A 17,641-nucleotide genomic window follows, 5' to 3' on the forward strand; every position below is an offset into this window, starting at 1 on the left:
TTTTCGAATAAAAAGGAGGCCAAGATAATCAAAGAGACAAACTTATTTCCCCCAAGTTTCTTATGGGGAGGAGCAATTTCAGCAAACCAATCAGAAGGCGCTTGGAATCGGGATGGTAAAGGGGCATCAGTTGCTGATATTATGAAGCAAACAGAGAAGTCTAATGAATATTCTCCTGAACAAATTAAGGAATTATTAGCTGTTAAAGATGATCATAAATTCCCTAAACGAAATGGCATTGATTTTTATGACACTTATCCAAGTGATTTATCTTTACTGAGTAAAATGCATTTGAACGCATTTCGTACTTCAATTGCTTGGAGTCGTTTATTTCCAACTGGTCTGGAAGATGAGCCGAATCCCAAAGGTGTTGAGTTTTATCGTAATTTGTTTGAAACAATGCGCCAAAATAATTTGGAACCGATTGTGACTATTTCGCATTATGAAATGCCGATTGCTTTAGTGCTTGAACAAGGCGGTTGGCAAAATCATAAGGTAAAGGATGCATTTGTTCATTTTGGTAAAACTGTTATTGATTTATTTCATGATTTAGTTAAATACTGGATTCCTTTTAATGAAGTTGATAGTGTTGTCCGGCACCCGTTTGTTAGTGCAGGTTTATTAGCAAATGAATTTTCAATGAAAAATGAATTTCAAGCCATGCATAACCAATATGTTGCCAGTGCCCAAATTGTTAAATTTGGGCATGATAAAGATTCGAGCTTGCAGTTTGGTTGTATGTTGACGGGTTTGACAGTATATCCTTATTCTTGTCGCCCGGAAGATAATCTTAAGGCCCAAAAACTTCGCCATTACTCTTATTTGGCGGGAGATGTGCAAATAAAAGGACATTACCCTAAATCATCTTATCAAATGCTGCATGATGATTTACAAATTGAAATTACTAAAGACGATTTAGCTGTGCTTGCTGAGGGAACTTGTGATTTTCTAGCATTTAGTTACTATATGTCTGTTACTGTCGGTGAAGAAGACGTTAAAGAGACTGACGGAAACACAATTAAAAGTTTGAAAAATCCTTATTTACAAACTAGTGATTGGGGTTGGCAAATCGATCCGCTTGGTCTGAGAATTTTATGTCAGGATTTATATAATCGTTTTGAAGTACCATTGTTTATTGTAGAAAATGGATTTGGCGCTCATGATGAACTTAAAGATGGAGTTATTGACGATTCGTACCGCATTGATTATCATCGGCAACATTTACTACAGTTGATGAAAGCGCTTAATAAAGATCATATTGAAATTATGGGTTATTTAGTTTGGGGGTTAATCGATATTGTAAGTTCATCATCTGCTGAAATGAGCAAACGTTATGGATTTATCTATGTTGATCAAGATAATGCAGGTCAAGGGTCGAAAAAAAGAATTCCTAAGAAAAGTTATTTTTGGTACCGTGAAGTTATTGATTCAAATGGTGCATGTTTAGAACATGAAAGGACAAATGATGAATGAGAAGGAACTTGCTAAAACACTGCTGCCACTAGTTGGAGGCGCGCAAAATATTGAAAAATCATGGCATTGTGCAACTCGTTTACGGGTAGTGCCCAGAAATTTTGATTTAGTTCAACAAGAAAAGATTAAAGAAGTAGCTGGTGTAATCGGTTTGGTAATTCAAGGAGAACAAGTACAAATTGTGATCGGGAACCAAGTTGATGGAGTTACTAAAGAATTTCAGAATTTAATTGAAGGAATTGATGCACCATCTAAAGAGTCAGCTCCAGCCAAAAAGCAAAATGTGATCTCTCGAATTTTAAGTGCGATTGTTGGTTGTATCACTCCTTTAATTCCCGTCTTGGTTGCAGGTGGGATGGGAAAATGTGTTATTTTATTGACTAAAATGCTGCATCTCTTATCAGATAAGTCGGTGACATATCAAATTTTATTAATGATTTTTGATTCAGCTTTTTACTTTTTGCCAGTTTTTGTTGCTTTGGCAGCTGCTAAACAATTCAAAACAAATTCCTATTTAGCTGCAATGGTCGGTTGTGCATTGTTAAATCCCACTTTTATTAAATTGGTTGCTAGTGGTAAGCCGTTAGATATTTTGGGCTTGCCAGTCGCTTCGGTGTCTTATGGGAGCACAATTATTCCAGCAATCATGGCAATCTGGATTATGTCCTATATCGAGCGTTTTTTGGAAAAATATTTATGGAAGCCGATTAAACCTTTCATGGCGCCCTTGCTTACCATAATTGTGATTGTTCCACTAACTTTAACGGTTATTGGCCCTGCGATGACTGCTGTTTCTGTTGCGTTATCTAAGGTGGTGTTTTTCTTAAGTGGTAAATTGGGCCCACTTTCCTTAGCCTTGCTGGCGCTGGTGTATCCATGGATTGTTACAACTGGAATGCATTCGGCCCTTGCGATTGCAGGATTAGATGCAATTAACAAAAAAGGTGTTGATCCTCTGACCCGGGCGTTAACCTTGATGCATAATATTACTCAGGCTTCAGCAACCTTAGCCGTGGCTTTTAAAACCAAAAATTCTCAGTTACGGGGCACAGCGATCTCGGCAGGGTTAACAGCGCTATTTGCCGGGATCACTGAGCCATGTCTTTATGGAGTTACTTTAAGATTGCGTAAGCCAATGTATGCTTGTATGGCGGGCGGATTTGCTGGGGGTCTATTTGCAGGATTTCGAGGATTAAATGCTTATGTATTCATGACTCCAGGATTAATTACTTTGCCAATGTGGATTGATCCCAAGACGCCAGGAAATCTAAATAATCTATGGACTGCAATTTTTGCCATGCTCATCGCAGCAACCGTAACATTTGTGATCACTTTAGCTTTGGGATTTGATGATATTAAAGAAAAAAATAATCAAGAAACATAATTTGAAGAAAATATTTTCAGCGATCTGCTAAATATCGTATACTAAGGGGGAGGAGAAATTACTAATGAAGAAAAATCTAAAGATTCCAATGGGTTTTGTTAAGCAAACCAATGATGGTCGAACTGTGATTACTTATGGTAAGGGGCAGCAGCTTTTTTCGATTTTTATTCCCCTGCTTGATGTGGTTGATTGGAGCAATCCAACTTACCGAGAAATTAATTTCGATCCCGACCAAAAGTATGACGTTGTAATCGGTGATTCTGCGATAGGAGCTCAACCGATGAGCGGCTCCGTTAAAGGAGATGTCATTGAAGATGATCTAAATCGTTTGATTAACAATTAGTCGGACGGTTTTTTATTTTTTAGGGTTCGAAATGAATAACATTAGCGGTAAGATGAAATAGCCAATTATCATCGCGCTGATAGCAAAAATATTTGGCACCAAATGTCCGTCAGCCGCTGTAATAGTAAATTGAGCCACCCAATCGAATTTAATCAAAAGCAAGATTGTCATTATAAGAGCAATGATTGGGCAGATTACATCTGTAATGAAGCTTTTTTTGACGTTAGGGAGGGTCGCTTCTTTACTCTTGCCGTAAAAGAAGATAATCACACAAAGTGGCACGATTAAGAATTGGATGAAGCGAGAAATCGAGCTTAAAATAATAATGCTGGTCATTTGGTAATTAAAAGACAGTGGTAAAATAATTGCAATCAAGGCAGTCGTTACAAAAGCTCTTAGCGGAAATCCGTGGTTGCTGCGTTTAGCAAACCAAGCGGGGACTTGCTTTTCCTGGGCCATGGCTTCTAAAATTCGCGGTGTACTAAAAGACGCTGCAACGTTAACCCCAAACATTGAGATTAAAGCACCGACCAGAATTATATTTTGAACGCTGCGATTTTTAAAAATCGCTGCTAATGCAACGACTTCTTTTGTCTTAATTAGCGCTTGGGGATTAATCATCATTGATACAATAATGATTCCAATGTAAATTAAGGCGACAGAAATGATGGCAAAAGGAATTGCTCGTGGCAGATTTTTCTCTGGCTGGTCCATGTCATCAGAACCACTTGCGACACTTTCAAAGCCGGTAAAAGCATAGAAAGCGGCAATTGAAGCCATCACAAAACGTGAAAGGGTTAAAGGCGGAGTGGATTGATTGATGCTGCTAAAATGGTTAGCGCCAGTTGTTATAATTATGAAAACACCAGCGATGATCGTTGTGATTAGGGCAAGTAATTTGCCAATTGTCGATAAATTATTGATTAATTCAAAGAGCCTGGGACCAAAGAAGTTCACAAGCAAAAGAACGATCATTAAAATTCCAAAACAGCTGGTGATTAGTAGTGAGTTTGAATTATTTCCTCCGCCAAGGGAGATAATGGTTTTGATGACAGCAGTCGCCATGACACCCCAAGCAATACTTCCTGCGATATAGCGGGTAATCCCAATGTAAAATCCTACATTTTGGCCAAAAGCCGCTTTTGCGTAAGCGTAAGCAGCACCACTATGTGCTACATACTTGGCAGCAGCGGCAAAAACGATCCCGAGTAGTGCAGCAAAAATCGCTGCACTTAAGTAAACAAGTGGCGCGAATGTGCCAGCTTGGGTGACTACTGAGCCAGGAGAAAGAAATATTCCCGATCCAATAATCGAATTGATCGTTAATAAAACAATTGACCAAAAACCTAATTTTTTCTTCATTATTCTAACCTTTCAACTCAAATTTTTTGCGGATTTTCAAAAAAATGTTAACATGGAAACAACGTTTTGTTCAAAAGGAAAAAATTGTGGAAAAACCTTCTCGAAAATATTCAGAAAAACGTCCTCGTAAAGGGCATTATGTACTCAAAGTTTTACTTTTAATTGTAGTAGTTTTGCTGGGCGGAACCAGTCTTTTTGCGAGTAAGACTTATTTAGATACACGTCATGCGATCAATAAGACCTATCATGGTAAGCCTAATCGCAAAGCTGACAAGCGAATCAAAGAGCGAGATAATTTAAGCATTTTGATTCTTGGAATTGATACTGGCGAGGAAGGCAGAATTGATCGTGGAAATTCAGATACGATGATTGTTGCTACATTAAATCCGAATAAGAAAAAGATGCAAATGGTCAGTATTCCGCGGGATACCGCTGCCCAAATTATGGGGGCTAATGAATTTAAAATGACCAAAATTAACTCAGCTTATAATTTGGGAGGATCTGAAATGGCCAAAGATTCCGTGGCCAGTCTTCTAAATATTCCGGTGAATTATTATCTGACCCTTGATATGAAGGGATTGGAGAAGGTTGTTGATGCTGTTGGTGGTGTTGATGTTGATGTGCCTTTTACTTTTACCAGTGAAGCCACAGGAGGCCAGACGTTCTACGAAGGTAAACGGCATTTAGATGGGAATATGGCGCTAGCTTATGCTCGGATGCGTCATGAGGACCCTGAAGGCGATTATGGACGGCAAAAGAGACAACAACAAGTTATTAAAGCAATTCTTAGTAAAGCAATGTCATTTACTGGTGTGCAGCATTTATCGGATCTTTTAAATTCGCTTTCTGAAAGTATGGCGACTGACATAAGTTTTGATAACATGGTGGGGCTTTTTAACAATTATCGCTCAGCAGCTGATAAAATTTCATCAGATTCACTGAAAGGTCAGACTGCTTGGATTCAAACTCCTGATTATGATTTTCCGCTTTCATTTCAGGTGGTTTCTGATGAAGAGTTGCAGCGGATTTCTGATCTTTTAAGAGACGAACTCGGATTAGAGAAAGAAACTATTAGTAACGCAGAAACTAAGGAAAATGCCCTTAACCCCGAATTTAAATTCGGGGTCGACTACGATCAAAATTATGTGATCCAAGATTTAAATTAAAAAACTTGCCAAGCGCAAGTTTTTTTAGTTTTCTGCCCGCATAATTGAATCGATGATTTCATCAGACTTAAAAGTTTGTTTGAGAAATTCTTGATCATCAGTTGGCAAGTGGAGATTAAAATTAGAAAATTGTTGAAGAAATAATTCCCCTTCATTTAGTTCAAGATCTAAGACGTGTCCACCAATGCTATGATCATCACTTAGAAAATGAAGATGGAATCCGGGCGAAACAGCTCCGGCATAAAGATCAGGTGAGAAGTAGCCGATCAAAGTCCCGCTAACATCCTCTTTTTGATACTCGCGTTGTTTGGCTGCCGTTTCAGTCAGAGTTGGATAAGGCTTTTCTTGCGGAAGAACAGCCCGAGTGTGGATTGATTTAAATTTGCCGACGACGCGCACGGAATAGAAAAGATTAGTGGTATTCATCTTTTGGATGACAGCTCGTTTGAACATGTCGAAATTTAACTGAGCTAAATTGCCAGCGCTTTGATCAGCCAGAAAATGAACATTAGCAAACGGAACCTGCTCATTAGCCTCAACTGTGCGGATTTCGCCGGTTGCTGCAAATTGATACACCTCGTGATTTAGAATAATCAGTTCTCCGTCGAGCCCCGTTAAAGTTCCAATTCCGGTATCGCCGTGAGTTAACAAATCGGCAACAGATTGCGTGCCTTGAAAGAGTCCAGGCACTAGTTGAGCGAGAGTTCCGTGTTGATAGAGAGTTTGATAATCTTTCATTATTTCTCCTTTTTAATAGAATTGATCAGGTAGCATTGCTTGGCCAAGTTCTTCGTTGTCCGAATAATCGACTGGCACATCGACAATTACCGGTCCAGTTTGTTTAAAAGCTTGATCTAAGACAGTATCGAGTTCGCTAGGATCGTTGACGCGAAATCCTTTGGCACCAAAACTTTCGGCATATTTAACAAAATCGACTGGACCAAATTCGACGCCCGCGCTTTGATGATATTTCATTTCCTCTTGGAATTTCACCATATCGTAATACCCATCACGCCAAATAATGTGGACAAGATTAATTTTGAGGCGGACTGCTGTTTCCAATTCCATGGAAGAAAATAAGAAGCCACCGTCGCCTGAAACTGAAACTATCTTAGTCTGAGGTCGCATTAATCCGGCCGCAATTCCCCAAGGCAAAGCAACGCCCAGAGTTTGCATTCCGTTTGAGAATAATAAATGCCGTGGTTCGTAAGAGCGAAAATGTCTTGCCATCCAAATGTAGTGGCTTCCGACGTCAACAGTGACCGTCATCTCGTCAGTTACGTGTTTTTGCAGACTTTGAATAATTGCTAAAGGGTGACTAAATTTACCGTTCATTACTGGCGGGACGTCACGTTTTTGCAATTTATCCTGAAGTCCTTCGAGATAACTCATCGCATCAGGTGCCACTTTATAGCCGCGCAAAAGCGGATTTAGTACCGCAAGCGTTTGAGCAATATCGCCGATCAATTCAGTTTCTGGCTGATAATTTTGGTCGATTTCTGAGGGCACTTCATCAATCACAATAATTTGTGCATCGCGTTCAGCGTTCCAGTTGCGTGGCTCGTATTCAACGGCGTCGTAACCAATGGCAATGACAAGATCGCTCTTTTTTAAAAGCATATCTCCAGGTTGATTGCGAAACAGTCCAACGCGACCAAAGAAGTTCTTCTCTTGCTGATGCGAAATAATTCCTGCACCCTGGAAAGTTTCGACAACTGGCAGTTCGGTGACATCAAGAAGTTCTCGAATGGCTTTAGTAACAGGCTCTGAGGACGCTCTCATCCCTAAAAGAAGCACTGGCAGCTTGGCTTCTTTAATCCGACGGGAAAGGTAAGTGAGGTCTTCGTGACTTGCTGGACCAAGTTTTGGATCTTGGAGCGGTTTGACAACACGACTTTCGATGGGACTGTCTACGACGTCTTGAGGAATGGAGACGAAGCTGGCGCCTTGTTTGCCAGAAGTGGCTGCACGAAAAGCGTTCGCAATGATTTCAGAAATGTTATTAGGATCTTGTACTTCGGCTGAGAATTTAGTGATCGGTTCAAAAAGTGCAGCATTTTGCATGCTTTGGTGCGTAAGACGCAAAAGGTCAGCACGTTGAACTTGTCCAGAAATTGCAACAACGGGATCGCCTTCCGCGTTAGCAGTGACGAGGCCAGTTGCGAGATTCGATGCCCCTGGTCCACTGGTGGTTAAAACTACTCCCGGATGCCCGGTAATTCTGCCAACAGCCGCCGCCATAAAAGCAGCATTTTGTTCGTGGCGAGCCACAATTAATTGCGGCTTGCGAGAATTTTCAGAATAGGTGAGAGTTTCGAAAACTCGATCGATTTTGGCTCCCGGGATCCCAAAAACATAAGGAACATCGTGATTAGCTAGGCTATCCACGACGATATCAGCTCCATAACGCTTATCTGTCATATTTTTGCTCCTTTAATTTATAACTAAATCCATTTTACCATTTTCGGAAATTTTGGCGTCTTTTTTTGACGACTTGGCGGTTAAATTTAACCACTGGTCTTAAAATCACCCTAAAATCTCATGGTGACGCTATAGTAGAAGACATTCAAAAGGAGGCAAGATGGAAATTTTAGAAACAAAAAATTTAAGTAAGGTATACGGCAGCAAAATTGCGGTGAAACAGATTAACCTCCAAGTGCAACAAAGGAGTTTAACGGCATTTCTGGGACCTAATGGCGCTGGAAAATCCACAACGATAAAGATGCTGACAGGGTTATTGAACCCAAGCGGTGGTTCGATTTTATTTGAGGGTCGTCCAACTAATCAAGTAAATTTCTTAAGACAGATCGGCTTGGTTTTTCAAGAGAGCCTGCTTGATGAGCGGCTTAGCGTTAAAGAGAACTTAGTAACACGTGCTCAAATTTATGAAGACGTAAAAAGGCAACGAGTTGATCAATTAATTGAGTTAGTTGATGCCAAGAGTTTTGAAAATCAATTGTATGGGTCATTGTCGGGCGGACAAAAAAGGCGGGTTGATATTGCCCGAGCGCTTCTCAATCAACCAAAAATTTTGTTTTTGGACGAACCTACAACAGGACTTGATATCCAGACTAGATCTTTGATTTGGCAATTATTAGAGCGCTTGCAGCAAGAAGAGAACTTGACCATTTTTCTAACCACTCATTATTTAGAGGAGGCTGATCAGGCGGATCAAATTTATATTTTAGACCACGGAGAAATCATAGCGGCGGGCAGTGCTAATGAATTAAAGCAGCAATATGCGCAAAATAAACTGGTCGTCTGGGCGCATGATTCGAAACAACTTCAAAAATATTTAACAGCGCAACATCTGCATTGGCAAGGCGATGAATTTTTTAAAATTATGATTTCCAGTCCAAAAAGTGCGTTAGAAATTTTGCGGGACCAGGCAGATAATATTGCTGATTTCACGTATCAAAAAGGAACAATGGATGATGTTTTTCTCAATTTAACCGGTAAGGAGATTCGTTAATGATTAGTTTAATCAAAAGAAATTTGAAGATGTTTTTTCGCAGCCCGTCAACTTTGATTCTCTCAATTTTGGGCGCAATGATTTCATTTATTTTGTATCTAGTTTTTCTAAGGCAGACGATCAGTAGTAATTGGAGCAACATTGCAGGCAAACAACAGTTGCTTGATTTGTGGTTGATGGGCGGCACGTTAGCGATCACAGCTTTAACAACGACTCTTTCAGCGTTAGATCAGCTGGTTAACGATAAAGAAAAGAAAACGATCAAAGATTTTTATATCACAGGCTTAAAGCCGTTCGATTTGGCGGCTTCGTACTTTGTCAGCGCAGGCATAATTGGCTTTGTAATGCAGGTTCTGATGTTTTTGGTGATGACAATTTATTTCATGATTTGTGATCAAATCACAATTTCTGTGGCCGCCCTGGTTAAAATCAACATCATGATGCTGTTGGCAGCGTTTTTCAGCAGCGCATTTAACTACGTCTTTGTTCAGCTAATAAATTACATCTCCACGCTTGCCAAAATCGAGGCGACGCTTGGGACGTTGACGGGATTTCTGATTGGCGTGTATCTGCCGATTGGCTTGCTTCCAAATTTTGCTCAAACGATCATTAAATTGTATCCGGGCGCTTATCTGGCTTCGATCAATCGACATATTTTGATTCAGAGCAATCTGCCAGCGAACTTTAAAAAACAAATGGGAATTGGTTATAATTGGCATGGATTAACTACAGCAGGACAGGATTTGGCAATTTGTTTCGGGTTCTTTATCGCTTGCCTAATTTTGATCTGGTTGGTACCAAAAATAAAAAAGGGGTCGGCAGTTTGAAAATCCAACTATCCTTGGATCCGCGCCGAGAAGACGCTGAGGTCGAGCTTGTGGTCAAAGCCCAAGAATATGATGAAGATATTAAGCAGTTGATGGCGTATTTAAAGCAGTATGCGTCTGCAAATCGAGCGACAATTGCGATTAACACGGCAGATGGGATTTCCCTTGTAAAAATTAAGGAAATCGTCTCGGTCGAAGTCAACAAAAATGAAACGACAATCCATACTTTAACGAAGGACTACGTCACGCATGAACGCCTTTATAAATTGTTGGAGCTGCTTCAAGGGAGCGAAATAATTCAAATCTCAAAAAGCGTGGCAATTAATCTGGATCATTTGATTGAACTAAGTGCAGGATTTTCGGGTACGATGGTAGCTAGTCTCACCAATCGCCAAGAATATGTCAGCCGCTCTTTTATTGCGGCATTAAAAAAGAGGTTAGGATTATGAAGAAAATTTGTGCAAAAATTTTGCGGTATCTGTTAATTGGCACGGGGTTTGGTTCAGTTAGCTACCTTTTGATCATCACTTTTCGAATTCAGCCCGATTTACCGACGGTCAAAAATACTTTGAGTATATTGGTGATGAGCATGTTGATAGGACTAGTGAGCTTGATTTTTGAAGTTGATCGAATCTCGTTTCTTCTGGAATTATTGGTCCACTTTTGTGCGACGCTCACCTTAGTCATTGCAATGGTTATCTTCAATGGTTGGGGCGACTACATTTTTCCGCGACCAGGTTTCTGGCTGCTGTTCTTAGGAATTTACGGGGCAGTTTGGTTCGTAATTTCTTTAAATCTGCGGATTAATGCGCAGGAGATGAACGAACAATTACGCAAAAAAAGATCTAATGATTTTTAAATTTATCAACGAGATAAGCTAGCACAACGCCAAAGAATGCAAAGAAAGTTATGAAATAAAGTAAGTACTTCAAAACGAGCGGCATTTCAAAATAGTTGTTAATACTAGATGCGCCCAGAGCAACGAGTACGCAGACGATCAGGTAGAATTTTGGATTTTTGGTCATCATTTGGCGGATATTTTGGTTGGTCGCGCCTTTAATCCAGTATTCACGATCTTGTCGAATCAGAAGACAAAAGTAGATCTCACGCGCGGTTAATCGAGCACCGAGAAAAATTAGCACGATTGCGATAATCAAAGCGCCCACCGTAAATATATTTTGCCGAAAACTGGGAGCAACGAAGGCAACGCCAGCGATGATAGTCAGAATCAATGCTAGATAGGACGTCTTGGGGCTAAAACTGAGCAGAATAAAAGAGCCGTAAACGATTAGAAAGAAAGACATTACAAGATAGAGCGGCTCGTTTTCGTTAATTGGTTCAAGCGGCAAGCCGTTTTGGATCAAGGCATAACTTATAAGCATTGCACCGACGGTGAAGGCAACAGAGGCGACGAGTAACCAAAGCGTCCAGAGGAATTGGTGCTTTAAAAAAGTCGCTTTGACAAAGTCTAACTTGTCGACGAAAATAGTCGCAAACGAAATCCCGCCGACCAAATAGTCAAGCATGCGGGACCATCCATGCGCAGGAGTGTATGAAACAGCGAAAATGGCAAGCACCAAGGAGAACCACGCCAGAATAGTGATGCGACTTCCTTCGTCGTTAAAAATCAGGCGGACAGCGGATTTATTTTGCTTGAGATCATTCATCTTCAATGCTCCTGTTCGTAGGCTTTTAAATATTATACTAAACTTTTACTTTTGATGTGTGTGAGGTAGAATTGTAGTAAATACGAAGGAGATATTATGAAGCAAATACCCCGGATTCAAGACGATTTATATGGCGCCATCAATGGCAAGTGGCAACAAGTTACTGAGATCAAGCCAGACCGCAACACGGCTGGCGCATCGACCGATTTGGAGATCGAGATCGAGCAGCATTTGATTGCTGATTTAAAGGAAACTCTGCCGAAAGTTGGCGATCAGCCGACAGATAATTTCTCTAAGGCAGCTAAATTATTTGATAAGGCGAGAGATTTCAAACGCCGCAATGCTGAGGGGATTAAGCCAGTCTTGGCACGGTTATCTCGGGTACTTGCAATAAAAAATCTGTCAGAGTTTAACGAGCAGCTGCCGAAATTGATGCTTGAAGGTTATGCGATTCCGCTTGAAATCGGGGTGATGCCAGATCTGAGTGATGCGACACGCCACCAGGTGATAGCGATGTCACCGGGAATTATTTTGCCGGATGTCACGACTTACGATGATCCTGAGCAAAGCAGGCCGCTTCTGGCAGTGTATCAGAAGATGATCACCGAACTTGTGGCTTTGACGCCGCTTAGTGCAAAGCAACAAGAGCAGTTTGTCAAAGACACGCTGGCATTTGACCGTTTGATTGTGCCGTTTCATTTGAGTAATGAAGAAATGGCGGAGGTGAAAAATCTTGATCACCCGATGCCTGCGAGCGAATTAGTGAACAAAGTTGCGGAGATTAATCTGCAATCGGTCTTTGAGCAAGTCTTTCCAATTGAGCCGACGATGGTCAACGTTTTTGATTTGAAATTTTTCGATCATTTTGCAGAAGTATTCAATGAAGAAACTTTCACTCTCTGGCAGCATTGGGCGTATGTCAACGAGCTGTGCGCTCACGCAGGATCGCTAAGCCAAGAAATCCGGGAGATCGGTGCGCAGTACAGCATGGCAATTTCAGGGCAGCAGGAGTTATCGCCAGCAGAGCGGCATGCGTATTATGTTGCAAATTCTATTTTTGATGAACCAATCGGAATTTATTACGGCAAGAAATATTTTGGTCCAGACGCTAAGGCTGACGTCACCCAAATGGTCCAAAATTTAATTCAAGTTTACGTCCAACAAATTGAGCGCAACTCATGGCTCAGCGATTCCACGAAGAAAATGGCGATCAAAAAACTTTCGACAATGGAGATCAAGATGGGTTACCCTGATCGTGCTCTGCCGTTGTACGATCAATTTCAAATCAAGTCAGATTTGTCATTGAGTGAAACGCTTGATGAATGCGGTATTCAGTCGATCAAGTACTCTTTGGATCGGCTCGATCAGCCCGTTGACCGCAGTGAATGGGGCATGTCGGGGCAGGTGGTTAATGCCCAATATGATGATTCGTTAAACGATATCACTTTCCCAGCTGCGATTTTACAGCCGCCGTATTATTCAGTTGACGCTTCTTTGAGCGCTAATTTAGGCGGTGCGGGCGCAACGATTGGTCATGAAATCAGTCACGCTTTTGATAATAATGGCGCGCTCTTTGATGAGCTTGGGAACAAGAAAGATTGGTGGCAGCCTGCCGATTATGAGAATTTTGAGAAATACACGCAGGCGATGGTTGAGCAGTTTGACGGCATTCCTTACGCTGGCGGCAAGATTAATGGGAAGCTGGTGGTCAGCGAGAATATTGCCGACAATGCAGGGATCAACGCTGCACTGCAGGTGCTGCACGCCTCAGATAATCCAGATTTTGCAGAATTCTTTAAAAATTACGCCATGTCTTGGCGCACCAAGATTCGACCTGAGCTGGCTCAGATGCTGCTCTCGGTTGATGTGCACGCACCGGCTGAGCTGAGAACGAACGTTCCGGTGCCGAATTTCCCTGAATGGTATGAGGCATTTGACGTCAAGCCAACGGATCGGTTGTATCGTAAACCGGAAGATCGATTAATTATTTGGTAAGTTAAAAGCCCGTCGTGGGCTTTTTTACTTGGTCAAACAATCGTCTATTAAATTTCTGATATCAACGCCAGCAGCATCAAGTCCGTAAGTGGAAAAAATTTGAGTTTCTGCTATCAAGTTCTGATATCTTGCTTCATCGAATTCAAAGACAAGGTCACGCAGCTTAGTAAAAATGGAATACATAATTCGATCATTTAGTGACTCTGGGGAAGCCGTCAGAAATTCGCGATAAGTGTCTAAGTAGAAGTCTAGATCGGCCCAGTTATGGCGTTCGAAAGCCAACAAGACTGAATTATTAGCATAATGAATTTGTAAATTATGTTTTTGTGCTCTTCCCAGAAAGAATCGATCCAAAGAACGAAGAATCGTTCGATGGTGAGTTTTGATAAATTCATTGTCGAAAATAAATAACAAATTTGTGTATAAAATTATGTCATTAATAAACCAAGAATTGAATTGTAGCAGATGATTTTTGATTTCGTTAGTAATTTCTTTGGAATTTTCCAGTGGAAGATCGTGAACTTTGCTGTAAGCAGCTTTCAGACTCAAGGCATTGATTTTATGCTTTGGAAAGCCAGTTTTTCTATATAATTCCATCTCGTTTTTAATTAATTCGTCTGCTTTTTCTTTTTGAAAAATAGAGTTTTCCCGTTGATTTAAAAAGGTGTGAGGGACTGTAACGTTTTCTTCACCGGCTAGCATAAAGAACTCAATAAGATAAATATCAAGTCGATTGAGAAATTTTAATAGTAAATCTGAAGGAATATTGCCTGAAGCTTCCATTCTTGAGAGAGCCGCCTGGGACGAAATTCCGTCAGCTAGTTGTTGTTGCGTAATGCCTCGTCCGATTCGTAAATCTTTAAGTAATTGTCCGTGATTCATTGTCGTTCCTCTTTATTCTATATAACAATTGTAATCTATTTTGAGAAAATATTGACAAATATCCGATATCGTATAAAAAATTAATTCCGATTTGATTTAGTATAAAATCCATTTAAATGAGCATTTATAAATGGAATTTTGGATCAATGTAAACTTATCCCAGACATAGTTGATATGGGATCACATACAACTGGTAGAGGCATAGGCGTCAATTGCCTTATAACAAGGAGGAATGAAGAGTGATTAAATTCACTCCTTATTTTAAAATCATGAAGAAAATCACAAAAATCTGTCTATTATTCGCACTTGTTTTCGCATTGTTGATCACAGTAAACATTTTTCAGACGAGAGATGAAATTGAGCTTGAACAAGCGGAGAAGACAAGTAATTCATTTCAGATGCAATTTAAAGATTCCCGTTTAACCAGCGATCAGGTGCTAAAAATTTTTAATCAAGAAAGCCGTAAATATGGTCTATCTTTTATTAAGGATACGCAAGATTCTAAAAACGGACAAGTTAAATCGGTAATTTTCAACCAAAAAAGTTTCCCCAATGCTCATTTTCGTTTGCCAGAGGGAAATCTATTTAAAGACGGTCGAGAGGTATACGCCAGCTATCCTGTGAATAATCGGACGCGGCAGATCCCAACATTTTCTAAAGCTAACAGGATTAAGATTCAAAGCTTGACCAAATTTTTTGAAGATAAATCTCTTTCAGTAAATGGTACCTACACAGTAATTTTACCGAATGATTTAAACCAGACGAAAATTAAAAAAATTATTGCAGCAGATTTAGGCGAAGAGAGTTCAGCACTCTATGCTAAGCAAAGCGGTAAAGTCGTGGGCTACGTTAATCGAAATCTGATGCTGTTGGTGGGATTGGTCGTTTTGACCCTTTTGGTTTTGGGAATGACAATCATCTATCTGCCGCTATCTGACTTGAAAACTATCGGTGTCAAAAAACTCAATGGTTATAGCAATATGGCAATTCTTTGGGATTACTTGCGGTTTAACGTTATTATGATGTTAGTAGTAATTATTGTAACGATGGTTGGTTCGATTGGTTATTTTTCCTATCTGCCGTCAAATTTTCTTCCGAGCCTCATTGCTGTTCAGCTTCTGATGCTTCTATTTTATTTATCATTGAATATAATCACTTATTTAGTAATTACTCAAGTAACAATCGGACGGCTGTTAAAAGATTTCTTAGATTTTAAATTCGGTAATTATTTGAGCTACGTTGTTAAATTTGTTTTTATGATTTTTACGACCTTTGTTTTGTTGCAAACAGGACAACAATATAAAAATTTGCAGAATCAATTGAAAACCGAACGAGATCTTGAAAAATACGGAAACGTATTGACCGTAGATCTTTTGTTGGAAACAGGTCTTGCGGGAGAGGAGGGGCTGAGCAATAGTCCGCATTATTTGGCTGAAACTCATCGCTTTTTCAAAAAATTAGAAACAAAAACTCAAGCCCAATATTTTAATGCTAAGACGATTAAGCCGCACTTAGAATTTGCTGCAGATAAATCCTTATTTAAGGAGAATGAAGAATTTTCTTACATCTCAGTTAATCAAAATTATTTAAAAACCTTATCTAGTCCAATTGCTAAAGAAACTGCAACTTCAAAGGAACGATTGTTTTTGGTGCCGCAAGAACTGGCAAATGATCGGCGAGTTAAAGTAATTTGCCAAAATATTATGAATATTCTTACGGATAATCAAGCTAAAGATTCTAAAGTGATTATCAAACCGTATTCTGAGCCACTTCAATTGATTAATTTTAATCCTACATTTCCTAGAAATTTACAAAATCCAATAATTGGAGTATTCAATGATCAAAACATGACGATGATTGAAAAATCTTTCTTAAGCGGGACGGGAGTGAATTCCTCTCCCTACCGCATAAAGAATACTCCCGAAAATTTGCGCAAAATTGAGCAAGCAATCAAAGAGTTGAATTATTCAGGATTTAATTTGAAATTCTCGACGGTAAATTCAATTCTTAGTGATAACACTGCAGGTGCGCTTGGGTCTTTGCACATAGTCCTCGGGATCATAATTGTGACGTTTGTTTTTGGAGTTTTAGCTTCCATCTTGCTACTAGCTTGTTATCTGCAGACTGCCAAGAAACAAATCGCGGTTAGAAAACTTTTGGGTTGGAAATTGTTTGATAGCTATAAAGATCCGTGTATTTTACTTGGAATAATTTATGTAATCCAAGTGTTTATTCTGATTGTTTTTCAAAAGTCTTGGCTCTCGCTTTTCTTGGGCGTCTCGCTTATTGTGATTGACGTTGTGACGTCATTTCTCGCTCTTAAGATTCAGGAAAGTAGAAAATTGTCATTAGTATTGAAAGGTGAAGAATGATAATAGAAATTAAAGATCTTGTAAAAGAATTTGACCATCACAAAATATTTGATCGATTTAATCTTGAGGTAGAACAAGGTGAATTAATTGCACTAACTGGTCCGAGTGGATCGGGGAAAAGTACATTGTTAAACATCTTGGGTTTGATCGATAACTTTGATAGTGGTTCATATCGGCTTTTTGATGAAGAAAATATCAAAGTTAATTCTAAACGGGCGGGCAAAATAATTCGTGAAAGAATCAGTTATTTGTTTCAAAATTTTGCTCTGATTGACTCAGCGACAGTTGAAGATAACCTATTAATGGCTCTAAAGTACCGCAAAGAGTCGAGGCAGGCCAAAAAAAAGATCATCACTCAGTCTCTTAAGAGTGTCGGACTAGATGGATATGAAGGTAAGAAAGTTTTTTCGTTGTCGGGCGGTGAGCAGCAACGAGTTGCGATCGCGCGGGTGTTAATTAAACAGAGTGATTTGGTACTTGCTGACGAACCAACTGGTTCTCTCGATTCCAAAAATCGTAATGAAGTTCTTGAATTGCTGATGAATATCCATAAGGAAGGTAAAACGGTAATCATTGTTACTCACGATCAATTTGTTGCCGATAGCTGTCAGCGAGTTATTTCCATTGGATAATAGGCAACGCCTCGATATTTTAAGCATAAGTACTTTCGTTCCGCTGGCTGATCGTGGTCAGGAGAC

The 17,641-nt window shown here is 39.9% G+C and carries 16 protein-coding genes; 11 read left to right on the forward strand and 5 right to left on the reverse strand.

The genetic code is table 11. The features are described 5' to 3' along the window. Positions 1 to 27: 27 nt before the first annotated feature. The 3 genes from R8495_RS02235 (at position 28) to R8495_RS02245 (ending at position 3,200) form a co-directional block, all read left to right on the forward strand. A complete protein-coding gene (locus R8495_RS02235; RefSeq protein WP_317636570.1) occupies positions 28 to 1,473 on the forward strand; it encodes a glycoside hydrolase family 1 protein in 1,446 nt (481 codons plus the stop codon). Then, positions 1,463 to 2,857 carry a PTS transporter subunit EIIC gene (locus R8495_RS02240; protein ID WP_317635940.1) on the forward strand — a complete coding sequence of 465 codons (1,395 nt, stop codon included), beginning with the start codon at positions 1,463 to 1,465 and terminating at the stop codon, positions 2,855 to 2,857. Before R8495_RS02235 ends, R8495_RS02240 begins: the two co-directional genes overlap by 11 nt. 64 nt (positions 2,858 to 2,921) lie before the next feature. Then, positions 2,922 to 3,200 (forward strand): hypothetical protein, encoded by a 279-nt coding sequence (locus R8495_RS02245; RefSeq protein WP_317635941.1) that lies wholly within the window; start codon positions 2,922 to 2,924, stop codon positions 3,198 to 3,200. Between the two features lie 12 nt (positions 3,201 to 3,212). Here the strand turns inward: R8495_RS02245 and R8495_RS02250 are convergent, their stop codons facing one another. Continuing rightward, entirely contained in the window at positions 3,213 to 4,562 is a 1,350-nt protein-coding gene (locus R8495_RS02250) for an APC family permease (protein ID WP_317635942.1), read from the reverse strand. Positions 4,563 to 4,645: 83 nt separating this feature from the next. On the opposite strand from R8495_RS02250, the gene R8495_RS02255 reads away from it, so the two are divergent. After that, a complete protein-coding gene (locus R8495_RS02255; protein ID WP_317636571.1) occupies positions 4,646 to 5,728 on the forward strand; it encodes an LCP family protein in 1,083 nt (360 codons plus the stop codon). Between the two features lie 24 nt (positions 5,729 to 5,752). Here R8495_RS02255 and budA read toward each other — a convergent pair whose 3' ends face one another. Continuing rightward, the gene (budA, locus tag R8495_RS02260) at positions 5,753 to 6,466 is read right to left on the reverse strand and encodes an acetolactate decarboxylase (RefSeq protein WP_317635943.1); all 714 of its coding nucleotides are present in this window, start codon (positions 6,464 to 6,466) and stop codon (positions 5,753 to 5,755) included. A 12-nt stretch (positions 6,467 to 6,478) separates the two neighbouring features. Then, positions 6,479 to 8,149 carry an acetolactate synthase AlsS gene (gene alsS, locus R8495_RS02265; protein WP_317635944.1) on the reverse strand — a complete coding sequence of 557 codons (1,671 nt, stop codon included), beginning with the start codon at positions 8,147 to 8,149 and terminating at the stop codon, positions 6,479 to 6,481. Between the two features lie 160 nt (positions 8,150 to 8,309). On the opposite strand from alsS, the gene R8495_RS02270 reads away from it, so the two are divergent. Genes R8495_RS02270 through R8495_RS02285 form a run of 4 tightly spaced genes read left to right on the forward strand, consistent with a single transcriptional unit; the run spans position 8,310 to position 10,886 of the window. Next, a complete protein-coding gene (locus R8495_RS02270; protein WP_317635945.1) occupies positions 8,310 to 9,200 on the forward strand; it encodes an ABC transporter ATP-binding protein in 891 nt (296 codons plus the stop codon). Next, the gene (locus R8495_RS02275; protein WP_317635946.1) at positions 9,200 to 10,027 is read left to right on the forward strand and encodes an ABC transporter permease; all 828 of its coding nucleotides are present in this window, start codon (positions 9,200 to 9,202) and stop codon (positions 10,025 to 10,027) included. The genes R8495_RS02270 and R8495_RS02275 overlap by 1 nt, the downstream gene beginning before the upstream one ends. After that, on the forward strand, positions 10,024 to 10,476 hold the full coding sequence (locus R8495_RS02280; protein ID WP_317635947.1) for a LytTR family DNA-binding domain-containing protein: 453 nt from the start codon (positions 10,024 to 10,026) through the stop codon (positions 10,474 to 10,476). Before R8495_RS02275 ends, R8495_RS02280 begins: the two co-directional genes overlap by 4 nt. After that, complete coding sequence (locus tag R8495_RS02285; RefSeq protein WP_317635948.1) at positions 10,473 to 10,886, forward strand: DUF3021 domain-containing protein; 414 nt, start codon at positions 10,473 to 10,475, stop codon at positions 10,884 to 10,886. The genes R8495_RS02280 and R8495_RS02285 overlap by 4 nt, the downstream gene beginning before the upstream one ends. Here R8495_RS02285 and R8495_RS02290 read toward each other — a convergent pair. Next, a complete protein-coding gene (locus R8495_RS02290) occupies positions 10,873 to 11,694 on the reverse strand; it encodes a hypothetical protein (RefSeq protein ID WP_317635949.1) in 822 nt (273 codons plus the stop codon). The two genes, R8495_RS02285 and R8495_RS02290, sit on opposite strands and share 14 nt — an antisense overlap. Positions 11,695 to 11,790: 96 nt before the next feature. Here R8495_RS02290 and R8495_RS02295 point away from each other — a divergent pair, with 96 nt between their 5' ends. After that, entirely contained in the window at positions 11,791 to 13,689 is a 1,899-nt protein-coding gene (locus tag R8495_RS02295) for a M13 family metallopeptidase (protein ID WP_317635950.1), read from the forward strand. Positions 13,690 to 13,713: 24 nt separating this feature from the next. Here the strand turns inward: R8495_RS02295 and R8495_RS02300 are convergent, their stop codons facing one another. Further along, on the reverse strand, positions 13,714 to 14,571 hold the full coding sequence (locus R8495_RS02300) for a helix-turn-helix domain-containing protein (protein ID WP_317635951.1): 858 nt from the start codon (positions 14,569 to 14,571) through the stop codon (positions 13,714 to 13,716). Between the two features lie 239 nt (positions 14,572 to 14,810). Between R8495_RS02300 and R8495_RS02305 the strand changes: the two genes are divergently transcribed. After that, positions 14,811 to 16,943, forward strand: a complete 2,133-nt coding sequence (locus R8495_RS02305; protein WP_317635952.1) for a DUF1430 domain-containing protein — start codon at positions 14,811 to 14,813, stop codon at positions 16,941 to 16,943. Then, the gene (locus tag R8495_RS02310) at positions 16,943 to 17,575 is read left to right on the forward strand and encodes an ABC transporter ATP-binding protein (RefSeq protein WP_317636572.1); all 633 of its coding nucleotides are present in this window, start codon (positions 16,943 to 16,945) and stop codon (positions 17,573 to 17,575) included. Before R8495_RS02305 ends, R8495_RS02310 begins: the two co-directional genes overlap by 1 nt. The last annotated feature ends 66 nt before the right edge of the window (positions 17,576 to 17,641 follow it).

This window comes from Xylocopilactobacillus apicola, assembly GCF_033095985.1.
Taxonomy (GTDB): Bacteria; Bacillota; Bacilli; order Lactobacillales; family Lactobacillaceae; genus Xylocopilactobacillus; species Xylocopilactobacillus apicola.

What these genes read in the sequence shown, in the direction of transcription:
- R8495_RS02295 (WP_317635950.1), top strand. Translation starts at nt 11,791, where the DNA reads ATGAAGCAAATACCCCGGATTCAAGACGATTTATATGGCGCCATCAAT.
- R8495_RS02290 (WP_317635949.1), bottom strand. Translation starts at nt 11,694, where the DNA reads ATGAATGATCTCAAGCAAAATAAATCCGCTGTCCGCCTGATTTTTAAC.
- R8495_RS02275 (WP_317635946.1), top strand. Translation starts at nt 9,200, where the DNA reads ATGATTAGTTTAATCAAAAGAAATTTGAAGATGTTTTTTCGCAGCCCG.
- R8495_RS02240 (WP_317635940.1), top strand. Translation starts at nt 1,463, where the DNA reads ATGATGAATGAGAAGGAACTTGCTAAAACACTGCTGCCACTAGTTGGA.
- budA (WP_317635943.1), bottom strand. Translation starts at nt 6,466, where the DNA reads ATGAAAGATTATCAAACTCTCTATCAACACGGAACTCTCGCTCAACTA.
- alsS (WP_317635944.1), bottom strand. Translation starts at nt 8,149, where the DNA reads ATGACAGATAAGCGTTATGGAGCTGATATCGTCGTGGATAGCCTAGCT.
- R8495_RS02270 (WP_317635945.1), top strand. Translation starts at nt 8,310, where the DNA reads ATGGAAATTTTAGAAACAAAAAATTTAAGTAAGGTATACGGCAGCAAA.
- R8495_RS02285 (WP_317635948.1), top strand. Translation starts at nt 10,473, where the DNA reads ATGAAGAAAATTTGTGCAAAAATTTTGCGGTATCTGTTAATTGGCACG.
- R8495_RS02300 (WP_317635951.1), bottom strand. Translation starts at nt 14,571, where the DNA reads ATGAATCACGGACAATTACTTAAAGATTTACGAATCGGACGAGGCATT.
- R8495_RS02245 (WP_317635941.1), top strand. Translation starts at nt 2,922, where the DNA reads ATGAAGAAAAATCTAAAGATTCCAATGGGTTTTGTTAAGCAAACCAAT.
- R8495_RS02250 (WP_317635942.1), bottom strand. Translation starts at nt 4,562, where the DNA reads ATGAAGAAAAAATTAGGTTTTTGGTCAATTGTTTTATTAACGATCAAT.